We start from the raw sequence: 12,929 nt of genomic DNA on the forward strand, positions 1-12,929 counted from the left end.
GCACCATGGCGAGCAATGTGCCGACCGGCCATTCCTCGGACCTCGACTGGCTGCTGAGCGGACTGGTCCAGCGGGTCCCGTACACCCGCAACGCGGTTCTGCTCTCCTCCGACGGCCTCGTCAAGTCCGTCCACGGTCTCGACCCCGACGCCGCCGACCACATGGCGGCCCTCGCCTCCGGGCTCTACTCGCTCGGCCGCAGCGCGGGCGCCCGGTTCGGCGACGGCGGCGAGGTGCGGCAGGTGGTCGTGGAGCTCGACTCCACTCTCCTCTTCGTCTCCACCGCGGGATCAGGCACCTGTCTGGCGGTCCTCGCCGGGCGCGAGGCGGACGCCGCGGTCCTCGGGTACGAGATGGCGATGCTCGTCAAGAGCGTCCGGCCGTACCTGGTCACTCCCGCCCGGCATACCGCCGGAGTGGTGGGTGGCATCGGGCAGTGAACGCGACGTCCCCTCAGGAAGGCCCCTGGCTCGACGACGCGGCCGGCCGGCTGATCCGCCCGTACACCGTCAGTGGCGGCCGGACCAAGCCGACCACCGCGCTGGACCTGCTGTCCATGGTCATGGCGACCGGATCGTCACCCCAGACGCACATGGGACCCGAACACAGCCTGGCCCTCGGGCTGTGCGACGGGCCCACCACGGTGGCGGAGATCGCGGCGCACTTACGGCTCCCGGCCGTGGTCACCAAGGTCCTGCTCTCCGACCTCATGGACTGCGGGGCGCTCACCGCCCGCGCTCCTCGGCTCCACGCCAACCCAACCGACCGTTCCTTGCTGGAGGCAGTGCTCGATGGCCTACGACAACGGCTCTGAGCGCCACGAGAGTCTCGCCACCGACCCGTTCCCCACCGCGCTCAAGATCCTGGTGGCGGGGGGATTCGGCGTGGGCAAGACGACCCTCGTGGGCGCGGTCAGCGAGATCGAACCGCTGAGCACCGAAGAGCTGCTGACCTCGGTCAGCGCGGCCACCGACAGCCTGGAGGGCGTGGAGTCCAAGACCACGACCACCGTCGCCATGGACTTCGGCCGCATCACGCTCGACGACCGCCATGTGCTCTACCTCTTCGGCACCCCCGGCCAGGAACGCTTCTGGTTCATGTGGGACGAGCTCTCCGAGGGCGCGCTGGGGGCGGTCGTCCTCGCCGACACCCGCAGGCTCCAGGAGTGCTTCTCCGCCGTGGACTTCTTCGAACGGCGGGGCATCCAGTTCGTCGTGGCGGTCAACGAGTTCGACGGCTCCTACCGCTACGACCCGGACGAGGTACGGGCCGCGCTCGACCTCAAGCCGGAGGTGCCGGTCGTCCTCTGCGACGCCCGGATCTCCAGCTCCGGCATCCGCACCCTGCTGACCCTCGTCCAGCATCTGCTCACCACCATCCCGGCCACCGTGCCGAGCTACGGAGCCACGCCATGACGTACGACCCGACCGGTCATCTCCTGCTGACCCCCGTCGACAAGGACGCGCCCGCCCGGGTGCAGCGGCTGCGGGAACTCGGGCTGGGGGAGCGGCCGGAGCCGGCGTTCGACGAGTTCGCCCACCGCCTCGCGGACGTGACCGGGGCCCCGTTCTCGATGGTCAACTTCATCGACGAGAACCGGCAGTTCTTCGCCGGTCTGCACACCCCCGAGGGCACCCACTCGGGCAGTGACCTCGGCGCGGCCGCCGCGGGCTCCGGCGGCGTCGGCCGCTTCATGGCCCGTGACCACGGCTACTGCCCGCACGTCGTGGTGCGGCGCAAGGCGCTCGTGCTCGAGGACGTCTGCGACTACCCGCGCTTCGCGGGGAACCCGGTCGTGGACGAGATCGGCATCCGCTCCTACATGGGAGCGCCGCTGATCGACCGCACCGGAGCGGCCCTCGGCACCATCTGCGTCGTCGACACCGATGTCCGGCCGTGGGGGCGCGCCGGGCTCGAGACGATCAAGGCGATGGCCGCCGAGCTGATGGAGCAGATCCACCGCCGTGAGGACGGCATGTTCTGACCGGTTCCACCCGGAACGCCGGGAGCCCCGGTACGGTCGCCGCCGTGCCGGGGCTCCCGGCGTTCCGGGGTCAGGCGTGCACCGGTTCCGGTTCCGGTGTGCGGACCAGCTCGGACAGCCGCTCCGACCAGCTGCCCTTGTCCTGGCCCAGGGCGACCTCGGCCAGCCGCAGCAGCTGGATGTCGGAGGTGCCGGCCGGGGCGAAGATGTGGTGCGCGTCCCGGAGATAGCGCTCGATGGCCCGGTCCGTGAAGAGACCGGCGGCGGCGTGGATCTCCATGGCGTTGCGACCGGAGTCGATCGCCGACTCGACGTTGACGAGCTTGGCGTTCATCAGCTCGGCGTCGCAGGACAGACCCTGGTCGAGCATGTGCACGGCGTGGTACGCCGCAAGCCGGGAGGTCATCAGCCGGGACTGCATCTGGCCGAGCTTCAGCTTGACCGTGGGGAGGTCGTGGAGCGGCTTGCCGTACCGGATGCGCTCGGAGGCGAACCGGGTGGTCTCCTCCAGGATCGCCCGGTGGATGCCGAGCGAGACCGCGGTCAGGTTGGCCCGGCCGTAGAGGACGCTGGAGGAGTAGGCGACGGAGAGGCCGTCGCCCTCGTCGCCGAGCCGGTTGGCGGCCGGAACCCGGCAGTTCTCGAAGATCAGCTCGCCGAAGCTGAAACCGTGGAGTCCCATGGCCGTCTGCTGGGGACCGGTCCTGAACCCCGGGCGATCGGATTCGACCAGGAATGCCGTGAGTCCCTTCGAACCGGGACCGGTCCTGACCACGACGCCGTGCAGGTCGCCGACGTGGCTGTTGCCGACGAAGACCTTGCTGCCGTTGAGGACGTAGTCGTCGCCGTCACGCACCGCGCTGGCGCTCATGCCGAGGACATGGCCGCCGGACTCGGGCTCGGTGACCGCGATGGTGGGCAGGCACTCGCCGGCGGCGATCACCGGGAGCCAGGTCTTCCGCTGCTCGTCGCTCCCGAAGTGGACGATCTTGGCGGTGCCCAGCTGCGAGGCCTGGACCATGGCGCCCATGGCGCCGCTGACCCGGGACAGCTCCTCGATGATGATGGTCTTGGCCAGATGGCCGGCGCCCATGCCGCCGTACTCCTGGCCGATTGTCGCGCCCAGCCAGCCCTGTTCGGCGATCAGTCGTGACAGTTCGTGGTGGACCGTGCGGGACGCCTCCATCTCGGCTATTCGTGGCCGAACCTCACGCTCTGCGAAATCGCGGACCGTCTCCCTGAGCTGATGATGCAGTCGACTGCTGAAGTAGCCGTCCATTCGAGTCCCTCCCCTGCGAAACGCCTGATCGGTTGTCCGAGCAGGTGGTGCATCGGCAGTGGTCCCGTCCCGAACAGGCCGACCACTTCATGGTGTTGATCTTTCTGGGACGGAGCAATATCGCCACGAGATTTGTCCGAAACCCGAGCGGTTGACGATTGTTTTCGACTGTGTTTCGTAGGGTCTTGGCCTGCTCGGCCCGGTCCGCAGTCCATTCCCCGTGGGCATCTTTCTGCCACATGCCAACGGCAACGAACTCGCGGTCATATGGTCATGAGAGCGCCCGGGTCATCCCATGAGCGCCTTCCTCCCCACGGGACCGGCATTCCGGCAACCCCACCCCCCTCCCTTCCTGCCCAGGTGGAGCGGCCTGTCGACCTCCCGCACGCCCCCTTCGGCCTCCCGGAGCAGGCGCGCGGGCGCACCCCCGGGCGCGAAGGCGCGTCACAGAGAGTGAACGCGCCACTCCCGGCGCTCGGCCCTCCCCGCACGCCCGGAAACGGTTCGTGACCACCGAAGAAAGTGCGGTATTGTTCTCATGCGCGTCCACCCGGGGGAAACACCAGGTCAGACGGGCAGCGGGACGTGGCGCAGCTTGGTAGCGCACTTGACTGGGGGTCAAGGGGTCGCAGGTTCAAATCCTGTCGTCCCGACTCGAAAGAGTCGTTCATCGAGGGGCCGCTTCAGAGAGATCTGAAGCGGCCCCTCGATTCGTTCGGGGACCGAGGTCAGCCCGCCCAGCGGCCCGTCAGGAACGTGACGGAGAGGATCGTGCTCAGGGGGGCGACCAGGCAGACGTACGCCGTCGTCACCGTCCTGCCGCGCAGACTCCAGACGGCGAGGCCGATCCACAGGGGCCACCACAGCAGGGTGCTGCGGGCGATGGACATGTACCAGTACGAGGTGCCGAGCGCCCACAGGGTCAGTGCGATGTACACGGCTTCCGGCCAGCGCCGTCGGCGCGCGAGGAAGGCCAGCAGGCCGAGGCCGAGGAGCATCGCCACCAGGTCCGCCTGGAACAGGGCGGCGTAGCCGATGGCCTGGGTCTGGTCGAAGGCCTCGTGCCAGGTCTGGGACCAGGCGTCCCACGGGGCGCGGAAATGCCGGTACCAGCCGCGTTCCTGGGCGTGCTTCCACGCCATCAGGTCGCCGGTCCGCTCGTACAGGTACCAGAAGTAGAGGAGAGCCGGCAGGGCGGGCAGCGCGAGGAGTGCGGCGCGGCGCCGACCTGCGCGCACCGTGACGAGGAAGTGGACGGCGAGGGCGGCGGCAAGGAAGAGGCCGTTGACGCGGACGGTGGTGGCGCCGGCGGCCAGGAGCGCGGCGAGGGGCCACTGGTGCCGTTGGGCGGCCAGCCAGGCCGGCAGGGCGAAGGCCAGGAAGAGGGCCTCGCTGTATCCGGCGGCGAGGAAGACCGCGCAGGGGGACAGCAGCAGGAACAGGACGGCGCGTCTGCCCGTGCGCGCGTCCGGCAGGTGGAGTTCGGCGATCCGCGCCAGCGCGAGTACGGCGACCGCGCCGGCGACGAACGAGATGAGGAGCCCGGCGACGGTCCAGTCGGGGACCACCGTGTGCACCGCCCGCAGAAGCAGGGGAAAGCCCGGGAAGAACGCCTCCCGGTTGTCCCCCGCGGCGGGGCCGGCTCCGCCCTCGGGGAAGTAGCCGTCCCGGGCTATGTGGAGGAAGTGCCCCCAGTCCCAGCGCTCGAAGGACGCCAGTACCGGTTCGGGCACCCGGCTGTTCCCGTCCGCGGGGAACAGCCGGCGGGTGCAGTACGCGGTCGTCCACACGGTCACCCGGGTCACCAGGTACAACCACAGGACCTCGCGGTCGACCGGTCGCAGACGGGACCTGGCGCGCCCGAACCAGGTGTCCGCCCGGCCCGGACGATCAGGCCGCGGGACGTTCGCGGAGGCCCGGGGCGCGGCGGGGTCCGGCCGTTCGGGGGCATGCCTCGGGGAGGCCGGTGCCGTGACAGGCATGGGTGATGTCTCTCCGTGCGTACGTGAAAGGGCGGGACCGGCCCTGGTGCGCGGGCCGCCCCGGAGGCGGGGACGCGGTGCGTCAGCCGTGCAGGGTCGTCGTGCCGGTGGTGGTCGGCGGGGGCGTGCTGCCCGCCTCCGTCTGCGTGGGCAGGGGCCAGGCAGGGCCGGCGGTGGGGCCCGGCTGCGGGCCGGAAGGACTGGTCGCGGGCATGACGGGGCCGGGGGCCTCGGGTCCGAGCCCCAGCGCCGTGACCATGCCGAGGGCCGCGACGGCGCTCGCCGTGACCACGCCGAGGGCCGTACGACGCCGGTGGGAGCGCCTGCCCCGCTCGACGACCTGCGCGACGGGCAGCGGCGTGGCGTGCCGTCGGCCGTGATCGGCGGCGGCCCGGAACAGGCTCCTCAGGGACGGGTCGTCGATGTCGTCACGCACCGGGAGCCTCCTGCACGTTGTCCCGCAGCCGGTCGGCCAGGGCGGCACGCCCTCGGCCGAGGTGGGTCTTGACCGTGCTGGCGGACAGCCCGGTCTCGCCCGAGATCTGTTCGACGGTGAGATCGCACAGGTAGTGGAGGGCGATGGTGCGCCGCTGCTGGGCCGGCAGGGTACGCAGCGCCTCGACCAGCACCACGTGTTCCGGCCCCGGCCCCGGCATGTCGGGCGGAGCCGCTCGTCGGCCCCAGGCCTCGGCCGTACGGTGCCGGAAGCGCCATCGGCTCACGGCCAGACGCCAGGCGACCTTCCGGACCCACGCCTCCGGTCCGGCGTCGCGGTCGAGCTGCCGTCGCCGGTTCCAGCCCTTGATGAACGCCTCCTGGACAACGTCTTCAGCCTCCTGCAGGTCGCCGAGCATGACGTAGAGCTGCCCGGTGAGCCGCCCGACCGCCTGGACGTAGAACGCTTCGAACTCTTCGACGGTCAACGGCAACTCCCGGGTCTCTTGCTTCACCGGGGATACGCCTGGGAGGGGCACGACGGTCTACACGGATCCCGCAGAGAACGCGTGAGCCCCGTCACACCTGACCGGAGGCCGCTCGGGTGGGACGGGGCCGACGATGACACGGATGTGTTCGTGAGCGCCCGGTCGGTCAGTCCCGGTCGACCAGGACGGCGGTGCCCTGGCCGACGCCGACGCACATGGTGGCGAGGCCGTGGCGGTCGCCCGTGCGGTGCATGCGGTGGAGGAGGGTGGTGAGGATGCGGGCGCCGGAACCGCCCAGGGGGTGGCCGAGGGCGATCGCGCCGCCCTGGGGGTTGACCCGCTCGGGGTCGATGCCGAGCTCGCGGACACAGGCCAGGGCCTGGGCGGCGAAGGCCTCGTTGAACTCGGCGGTGTCGATGTCCGTGAGGGCGCGGCCGGTCCTGGTGAGGACCCGGCGCACGGCGGGGACCGGGCCGATGCCCATGACGTCCGGGTGGACGCCGGCGCTGCCGCCGGCCACGTAGCGGCCGAGCGGCTCAAGACCCAGCTCGTGCAGGACGTCCTCGGTCACGAGCAGCAGCGCGGCCGCTCCGTCGTTCATCGGCGAGGCGTTACCCGCGGTCACGGTGCCGCCGGGCCGGAAGACCGGCTTCAGGGAGGCCAGCTTCTCCGGCGTGGTGTCGGGCCTGATCGACTCGTCGTGGGCGACGACGGTGCCGTCCGGGAGGGTGACGGGGACGGTTTCGGCGTCGAACAGGCCGTCCTTGCGCGCGGCGGCGGCGAGCCGGTGGCTGCGCAGGGCGAAGGCGTCCTGGTCCTCACGGCTGACGCCGTACCGGGCGGCGACCTCCTCGGCCGTCTCTCCCATGGAGAGCACTCCGTGGAGTTCCTTCATCCGCGGGTTGGTCATCCGCCAGCCCAGCTTGGTGTCGTGGATCTCCTGGTGGTGGGGGAGCGCCTGTTCCGCGCGGGGGAGTACGAAGGGGGCGCGGCTCATCGACTCCGAGCCGCCGGCGAGCACGATGTCGGCCTCGCCGGAGGCGATGGCGCGGGCGGCGGTGGTGACCGCTTCCAGGCCGGAGGCGCAGAGCCGGTTCAGGGTGGCGCCGGGGACGGTCTCCGGGAGCCCGGCGAGGAGTACCGCCATCCTGGCCACGTTGCGGTTGTCCTCGCCTGACTGGTTGGCCGCGCCCCAGTAGACGTCGTCGATCCGCGCCGGGTCGAGCGACGGCACCGCGTCCAGGACGGCGCGGACGGCGGTCGCGGCGAGGTCGTCGGGCCGGACGCCGGAGAGGGCGCCGCGGAGGCGGCCGATCGGCGTGCGCCGGGCGGTGGCGAAGTAGACGGGGCGCATGGTCACGGCTCCAAGGTGTGGGGAGGGCCCTCAAAACTAGCAGCGCAAGTTTTCATGACTGTAGCTCCCGGGGTGCCGCTCCGGTCAAGACGTCCACGCCCCCGGACAGGTGAGCGGCCGTGTCCGGCGGGCCGCCCGAGGGGCGTGGGTACGGTCTCCGCGCCGCCCCTCCCCGGTCACCACCCGAAGCGGCGGTCGACCAGGATGGCGAACTCCTCGAACGACAGGACGCGGTCGCCGTTCTGGTCGGCCTCGTCGAACAGGGCCGATGCGTCGTCGGCGGTACCCACGCCCCAGAAGGGGATCACTCCCTGCGCGGCGAGGGTCGGGCCCTTGGCACGCAGGGCGCTGATCACCTCGGTGCGGGTCAGCGTCCCGTCGTGGTCGAGGTCGAGGGCGTCGAAGAGAGTGCGGGCCTTGTCGCTCATGATGTGTCCTGTTCCCTGGGGCCGGGGGGGTGTCGTGTCGGCCGACGCGTCCCTGTGCGGAAGGACGCGGGGTTCGCCCCGCACGTTGCCTCAGAGGGTGGCCCGCCGCCGGGGAGGTTGTCCACAGGTTCGCCCGGAGGCGGCAGGGGTGTCGGTGCCGGCCGATAGGGTGGGTGAATGGTCCTCACCGACGATTCCGCCGTGATCTCCGAGGCAGCGGGCGTCCTCCACCGCGTCTTCGGCTACAGCTCCTTCCGAGGGGAGCAGCAGGAGATCATCGAGCAGGTCGTCGGCGGCGGCGACGCCCTCGTGCTGATGCCGACCGGCGGCGGCAAGTCCCTGTGCTACCAGATCCCGGCCCTCGTCAGAGAGGGGACGGGCGTCGTGATCTCGCCGCTCATCGCCCTGATGCAGGACCAGGTGGACGCGCTCAGGGCCCTCGGAGTGCGGGCCGGATTCCTCAACTCGACGCAGGATCCGCACGAGCGCCAGGCCGTCGAGCAGGCCTTCCTCGCCGACGAGCTCGACCTGCTCTACCTGGCCCCCGAGCGCCTGCGCACCGAGGGCACCCAGCGGCTCCTCGACCGGGGCACGGTGTCGCTCTTCGCGATCGACGAGGCGCACTGCGTCGCCCAGTGGGGCCACGACTTCCGCCCCGACTACCTCGCCCTGTCCATGCTGCACGAGCGCTGGCCCAAGGTGCCGCGCATCGCGCTGACCGCGACGGCCACCGAGGCCACGCACAAGGAGATCGCGGCCCGGCTCGGCCTGGAGGACGCCCGGCACTTCGTCGCGGGCTTCGACCGGCCGAACATCCAGTACCGCATCGTCCCCAAGAACAGCCCGCACAAGCAGCTGCTCGACCTGATCCGGACCGAGCACGAGGGGGACGCCGGAGTCGTCTACTGCCTCTCGCGGGCCTCCGTCGAGAAGACCGCGGCCCTCCTGGTGGAGCACGGCATCGACGCCGTGCCCTACCACGCCGGCATGGACGCCCGTACGCGCGCGGCCAACCAGTCCCGCTTCCTGCGGGAGGACGGGGTCGTCGTCGTGGCGACGATCGCCTTCGGCATGGGCATCGACAAGCCGGACGTGCGCTTCGTGGCCCACCTCGACCTGCCGAAGTCGGTCGAGGGCTACTACCAGGAGACCGGCCGCGCCGGGCGTGACGGCGAGCCGGCCACGGCATGGCTGGCGTACGGCCTCCAGGACGTGGTCCAGCAGCGCAAGCTCATCGACGGCTCCGAGGGCGACGAGCAGCACCGGCGCGCCCTCGCCATGCACCTGGACGCCATGCTCGCGCTCTGCGAGACCGTCGACTGCCGCCGTGTGCGGCTGCTCGCGTACTTCGGACAGTCGGGCGAGCCCTGCGGCAACTGCGACACCTGCCTGACCCCGGCCGAGTCCTGGGACGGCACGGTCGCCGCGCAGAAACTGCTGTCCACCGTATGGCGCCTCGCCAAGGAGCGGCGCCAGAAGTTCGGCGCCGGCCAGATCATCGACATCCTCCAGGGCAAGAAGACCGCCAAGGTCATCCAGTTCGACCACGACGCGCTCTCGGTGTTCGGCGTCGGCGCGGAGCTGGGCACCGCGGAGTGGCGCGGGGTCGTCCGCCAGCTCCTCGCGCTGCGGCTCCTGACGGTGGAGGGCGACTACGGCACGCTCGTGCTCACCGAGGAAAGCGGCGAGGTGCTCGGCGGGCGCCGCACCGTCACGATGCGGAAGGAGAAGGCGCCGGCCGCCCCCGCCCGCAAGGAGTCCGGCGCCCGCTCGGGCAAGGGCGCCCGGGTGCCGGTCGACCTGCCGGACGCCGCCGTGCCGGTCTTCGAGGCGCTCCGCGCCTGGCGGGCCGCGACGGCGCGCGAGCAGGGCGTACCGGCGTACGTCGTCTTCCACGACGCCACGCTGCGGGAGATCGCGACGCGGGTCCCGGGCACGGTCGAGGAGCTCGGCACCATCGGAGGCGTCGGTGAGGCCAAGCTCACCAAGTACGCCGAGGGTGTCCTCGCCGCCTTGGCGGAGTGCGGCGCCACCGCCGCCGGGCCCACCACCGCCCCGCCCACCCCTGCCGTCGCCGCCGCCGTCCCCGCGCCGGCAGTCCGGCCCGAGTCCGCTGCCGCTCCGGAGACCGCGGCGCCGTACGACGAGGAGCCGCCCTACGACATGGACGGCATGGAGGAGCCGCCGCCCTGGGACGACTGGCGGTAGCCCCCCCGGGGGGCCCCGGTCGTCAGCCGGGGGTGTCGACGCGCTCGTCGTGGGTGTAGACGTTCATGGACGCGCCCCGGAGGAATCCCACGAGGGTGAGTCCGGTCTCCGCGGCGAGGTCGACGGCGAGCGAGGAGGGGGCGGAGACGGCCGCGAGCAGCGGGATGCCGGCCATGACCGCCTTCTGCACGAGTTCGAAGGAGGCGCGGCCGCTGACCATCAGGACGGTGCCCCGGAGCGGAAGCCGCCCTTCGCGCAGGGCGTGGCCGATGACCTTGTCGACGGCGTTGTGCCGGCCGACGTCCTCGCGCAGGCAGAGCAGTTCGCCGGTGGGCGCGAAGAGCCCGGCGGCGTGCAGGCCTCCGGTGGTGTCGAAGACGCGTTGGGCCGCCCGCAGCGTGTCGGGGAGCGCCGCCAGCACGTCGGCCCCGATGCGCAGCGGGTCGTCGCCGACGGTCCAGGCGGCGGTGGTGCGGACGGCGTCGAGGCTGGCCTTGCCGCACAGGCCGCAGGAGGACGTGGTGTAGAAGTTGCGTTCCAGCGAGGCGTCGGGAGCGGTGACGTCCGGGGCCAGGCCGACATCGACCACGTTGTACGTGTTGCCTCCGTCGGCGGTGGCGCCCGCGCAGTAGCGGATCCCCGTCACGTCCGCCGCGGCGTGGACGACGCCCTCGCTCACCAGGAATCCGGCGGCGAGGTCGAAGTCGTCGCCGGGGGTCCGCATCGTCACGGTCAGCGGGCGTCCGCCGACGCGGATCTCCATCGGTTCCTCGGCGGCCAGGGTGTCCGGGCGGTGCGAGGTCACGCCGTCCCGGATGCGCAGTACGCGCCGCCGCACGGTCACTCGTCCCATGATTCGCTCCTCCAACGGTTCGGCCCCACCCCTCAGACTCTGCCACGGTGGCGGCCGCCCCCGCCGACCGCGTCGGCTTCGTCGGTCCCGACACGGTCTGTTAGTTTGCGCAGGCCCGGACCACGGAGGAGAGGGAGACCCGCACGATGGCCGTCATCCACCGCACCACCCTGCGCCCCACCAAGCTGGAACTGCTCACGGAGTGGCTGCCCGCCCGCCAGTGGCACACCGGCGCGGAGGCGAGGCCGGTGAACGCCGGGGGTTTCCGGCTCGACGACCCGGCGGGCGAGGTCGGCATCGAGATCGTCGCGGTGACCGACGGCGAGGGCGACACTGCCGTCACGTACCTCGTCCCCATGACGTACCGCGCCGGCCCCCTTGCGGGCGCCGAGCACGCCCTGATCGGCACCATGGAGCACGGCGTCCTCGGAAAGCGCTGGGTTCACGACGCCACCCACGACCCGGTGTTCGTCACCCAGTTGTACGCGCTCCTCACCGGCCGGACGCAGGCCCAGGCCCAGTCCGAGACCGACGCCCCCGACCCCACCGTCGTCGTCTCGCCCGCCCCGGCGGCGGGCGACGCGGCCGACGTGGAACTCGTGCGGGTCACCGAAGGCAGGGACCACACCGACGTGGTGGTACGGGTCCCCGGCGCGTCCGCGCCGCTGACCCTTCGGGTACGGCGGGTCCTCCGTGCCGGTGCGGACTCCGCCACGGAGGGCGGCGGCCGGGTCACCGCCGAGTGGCGGCTGTCCGACGGCACCACCGCCCGGGGCGAGTTCGCCGCCGTGCTCACCGAGGCCGGGCAGGGATGACCGTACGGGCGGGGTGATCAGACCCAGTTGACCTCCGCCGCGGCGAGCAGCGGATCGTCGACCAGCTCCCAGAGCGGGACGGCGAGGTTTCCCGTCCGGTAGCGGCCGCCGAAGTGGAGGCCGAGGACGCGGTGGTCGCCGAGGTCGAAGACCGGGGAGCCGCTGTTTCCGCCGAGGGTCGAGCAGTCGTGCCTCATCACCAGGCCGCCCGGGGTGAACCCGGTCGCCATGCCCGGCTGCAGCCGCTTCACGTTGTAGACGTCCATGAAGATCCGGCGCATCGACTCCGGTTCGTTGCGCCGGCCGTCCCAGGCCGGATACCCGACCACGTACACGGGGCGGCCGGGGACGCTCGCCGGGGCGTCCGCCGCGACCGCCAGCGGGGTGGGCAGCCCGCCGTCGGCGGAGGGCTCGACCCGCAACAGGGCCATGTCGACGTCCTCGTGGATGCCGATGATCCCCGTGATCTCGTACGGGGCGGAGGCCCCCGGCGACACGCCGTCGACCGGCTGCTCTTCCGCCGGGTCCACCCGCGCCGACATGCCGTACTCGAAGGCCCAGGGGGCGCCGCCGTCGTCCCGGGACCGGCTGAACTCCACCGCCACGTGACGGTTCGTCATGACCGTTCCGGGGCCGACGAGGAAGGCCGTACCGACCCAGTCGAGTCGCGGGTGCCCGGTGACCTCGACCCGGCCGACCCGTGCCAGGGACTCGCGGATGGAGGGTCGTTGACCGTCGAGGACCGCCCACTCGTCATGCTGCGGGGCGAAGTCCTGGCGCTGGACCAGGATCGCGGGGCGGCCCTCCAGGAGGACGATCGCCTCCACCCCGAAGACCTCGTCGCCGTCGAGCTCGTCCTCCCGGTGTGCGGCCAGCTTCTCCAGGCCGCTGACCCCGGCCTCGAGCACACGGGCCCGCTCCTCACGGGCGAAGCGGGAGAACTCGGCCGCCGGTGCCGCGTCGGCGGGGAGTTCGAACGTGGACTCCGCGATCTCGGCCTCCAGGTCGCCGCGCACCCGCGCGGCGACCTCCCGCAGATCACCGAAGATCTGCTCGGTGGCGGTCTCGACCGGTGACACCCTCCGTGGTCCGTTCGGCATGGT

The 12,929-nt window shown here is 71.9% G+C and carries 14 protein-coding genes and 1 tRNA gene; 7 read left to right on the forward strand and 8 right to left on the reverse strand.

All coding sequences use genetic code 11. From position 1 onward, the window contains the following. Nucleotides 1-5 precede the first annotated feature (5 nt). From ABZ567_RS11680 to ABZ567_RS11695, 4 genes are read left to right on the forward strand one after another with little or no spacing between them, the layout of a single operon-like run. On the forward strand, nucleotides 6-440 hold the full coding sequence (locus tag ABZ567_RS11680) for a roadblock/LC7 domain-containing protein (protein WP_360787184.1): 435 nt from the start codon (nucleotides 6-8) through the stop codon (nucleotides 438-440). Then, nucleotides 437-814 carry a DUF742 domain-containing protein gene (locus ABZ567_RS11685; protein WP_360787186.1) on the forward strand — a complete coding sequence of 126 codons (378 nt, stop codon included), beginning with the start codon at nucleotides 437-439 and terminating at the stop codon, nucleotides 812-814. Before ABZ567_RS11680 ends, ABZ567_RS11685 begins: the two co-directional genes overlap by 4 nt. Next, nucleotides 792-1,415: an ATP/GTP-binding protein gene (locus tag ABZ567_RS11690; protein ID WP_360787189.1), complete on the forward strand. Its 624-nt coding sequence runs from the start codon at nucleotides 792-794 to the stop codon at nucleotides 1,413-1,415. The genes ABZ567_RS11685 and ABZ567_RS11690 overlap by 23 nt, the downstream gene beginning before the upstream one ends. Next, nucleotides 1,412-1,984, forward strand: a complete 573-nt coding sequence (locus ABZ567_RS11695; RefSeq protein WP_360787191.1) for a GAF domain-containing protein — start codon at nucleotides 1,412-1,414, stop codon at nucleotides 1,982-1,984. The genes ABZ567_RS11690 and ABZ567_RS11695 overlap by 4 nt, the downstream gene beginning before the upstream one ends. Before the next feature lie 70 nt (nucleotides 1,985-2,054). Here the strand turns inward: ABZ567_RS11695 and ABZ567_RS11700 are convergent, their stop codons facing one another. After that, nucleotides 2,055-3,263 carry an acyl-CoA dehydrogenase family protein gene (locus ABZ567_RS11700; RefSeq protein WP_360787194.1) on the reverse strand — a complete coding sequence of 403 codons (1,209 nt, stop codon included), beginning with the start codon at nucleotides 3,261-3,263 and terminating at the stop codon, nucleotides 2,055-2,057. Between the two features lie 579 nt (nucleotides 3,264-3,842). On the opposite strand from ABZ567_RS11700, the gene ABZ567_RS11705 reads away from it, so the two are divergent. Continuing rightward, nucleotides 3,843-3,916, forward strand: a tRNA-Pro gene (locus tag ABZ567_RS11705). Between the two features lie 75 nt (nucleotides 3,917-3,991). Here the strand turns inward: ABZ567_RS11705 and ABZ567_RS11710 are convergent. The 5 genes from ABZ567_RS11710 to ABZ567_RS11730 all read right to left on the reverse strand — a co-directional run bounded on the left by ABZ567_RS11710 (nucleotide 3,992) and on the right by ABZ567_RS11730 (nucleotide 7,950). Beyond that, the gene (locus tag ABZ567_RS11710; RefSeq protein WP_360787197.1) at nucleotides 3,992-5,245 is read right to left on the reverse strand and encodes a mannosyltransferase family protein; all 1,254 of its coding nucleotides are present in this window, start codon (nucleotides 5,243-5,245) and stop codon (nucleotides 3,992-3,994) included. A gap of 82 nt (nucleotides 5,246-5,327) precedes the next feature. Further along, on the reverse strand, nucleotides 5,328-5,681 hold the full coding sequence (locus tag ABZ567_RS11715; protein ID WP_360787199.1) for a hypothetical protein: 354 nt from the start codon (nucleotides 5,679-5,681) through the stop codon (nucleotides 5,328-5,330). Further along, nucleotides 5,674-6,168, reverse strand: coding sequence for a SigE family RNA polymerase sigma factor (locus ABZ567_RS11720; protein ID WP_360787201.1), 495 nt, complete (start codon nucleotides 6,166-6,168; stop codon nucleotides 5,674-5,676). Before ABZ567_RS11720 ends, ABZ567_RS11715 begins: the two co-directional genes overlap by 8 nt. Before the next feature lie 166 nt (nucleotides 6,169-6,334). Continuing rightward, a complete protein-coding gene (locus ABZ567_RS11725; RefSeq protein ID WP_360787640.1) occupies nucleotides 6,335-7,522 on the reverse strand; it encodes an acetyl-CoA C-acyltransferase in 1,188 nt (395 codons plus the stop codon). Nucleotides 7,523-7,698: 176 nt separating this feature from the next. Further along, nucleotides 7,699-7,950 (reverse strand): EF-hand domain-containing protein, encoded by a 252-nt coding sequence (locus ABZ567_RS11730; RefSeq protein WP_360787204.1) that lies wholly within the window; start codon nucleotides 7,948-7,950, stop codon nucleotides 7,699-7,701. A gap of 177 nt (nucleotides 7,951-8,127) precedes the next feature. On the opposite strand from ABZ567_RS11730, the gene recQ reads away from it, so the two are divergent. Then, nucleotides 8,128-10,158, forward strand: coding sequence for a DNA helicase RecQ (recQ, locus tag ABZ567_RS11735; protein ID WP_360787207.1), 2,031 nt, complete (start codon nucleotides 8,128-8,130; stop codon nucleotides 10,156-10,158). Nucleotides 10,159-10,180: 22 nt separating this feature from the next. Here the strand turns inward: recQ and fdhD are convergent, their stop codons facing one another. Beyond that, a complete protein-coding gene (fdhD, locus tag ABZ567_RS11740) occupies nucleotides 10,181-11,011 on the reverse strand; it encodes a formate dehydrogenase accessory sulfurtransferase FdhD (protein WP_360787209.1) in 831 nt (276 codons plus the stop codon). A gap of 146 nt (nucleotides 11,012-11,157) precedes the next feature. Here fdhD and ABZ567_RS11745 point away from each other — a divergent pair, with 146 nt between their 5' ends. Continuing rightward, nucleotides 11,158-11,826, forward strand: a complete 669-nt coding sequence (locus tag ABZ567_RS11745; RefSeq protein ID WP_360787212.1) for a 1,4-alpha-glucan branching protein — start codon at nucleotides 11,158-11,160, stop codon at nucleotides 11,824-11,826. 17 nt (nucleotides 11,827-11,843) lie between these two features. On the opposite strand, the gene ABZ567_RS11750 is transcribed toward ABZ567_RS11745, so the two are convergent. Continuing rightward, entirely contained in the window at nucleotides 11,844-12,926 is a 1,083-nt protein-coding gene (locus ABZ567_RS11750; protein WP_360787214.1) for a serine protease, read from the reverse strand. Nucleotides 12,927-12,929 lie beyond the last annotated feature (3 nt).

It is taken from the genome of Streptomyces sp. NPDC016459, from assembly GCF_040632845.1.
Classification (GTDB): Bacteria; Actinomycetota; Actinomycetes; order Streptomycetales; family Streptomycetaceae; genus Streptomyces.

Excerpts from the sequence above, each read along its gene's own strand:
- ABZ567_RS11680 (WP_360787184.1), top strand. The coding sequence starts at position 6 with ATGGCGAGCAATGTGCCGACCGGCCATTCCTCGGACCTCGACTGGCTG.
- ABZ567_RS11690 (WP_360787189.1), top strand. The coding sequence starts at position 792 with ATGGCCTACGACAACGGCTCTGAGCGCCACGAGAGTCTCGCCACCGAC.
- ABZ567_RS11695 (WP_360787191.1), top strand. The coding sequence starts at position 1,412 with ATGACGTACGACCCGACCGGTCATCTCCTGCTGACCCCCGTCGACAAG.
- ABZ567_RS11700 (WP_360787194.1), bottom strand. The coding sequence starts at position 3,263 with ATGGACGGCTACTTCAGCAGTCGACTGCATCATCAGCTCAGGGAGACG.
- ABZ567_RS11710 (WP_360787197.1), bottom strand. The coding sequence starts at position 5,245 with ATGCCTGTCACGGCACCGGCCTCCCCGAGGCATGCCCCCGAACGGCCG.
- ABZ567_RS11725 (WP_360787640.1), bottom strand. The coding sequence starts at position 7,522 with ATGCGCCCCGTCTACTTCGCCACCGCCCGGCGCACGCCGATCGGCCGC.
- ABZ567_RS11730 (WP_360787204.1), bottom strand. The coding sequence starts at position 7,950 with ATGAGCGACAAGGCCCGCACTCTCTTCGACGCCCTCGACCTCGACCAC.
- recQ (WP_360787207.1), top strand. The coding sequence starts at position 8,128 with ATGGTCCTCACCGACGATTCCGCCGTGATCTCCGAGGCAGCGGGCGTC.
- fdhD (WP_360787209.1), bottom strand. The coding sequence starts at position 11,011 with ATGGGACGAGTGACCGTGCGGCGGCGCGTACTGCGCATCCGGGACGGC.
- ABZ567_RS11745 (WP_360787212.1), top strand. The coding sequence starts at position 11,158 with ATGGCCGTCATCCACCGCACCACCCTGCGCCCCACCAAGCTGGAACTG.
- ABZ567_RS11750 (WP_360787214.1), bottom strand. The coding sequence starts at position 12,926 with ATGCCGAACGGACCACGGAGGGTGTCACCGGTCGAGACCGCCACCGAG.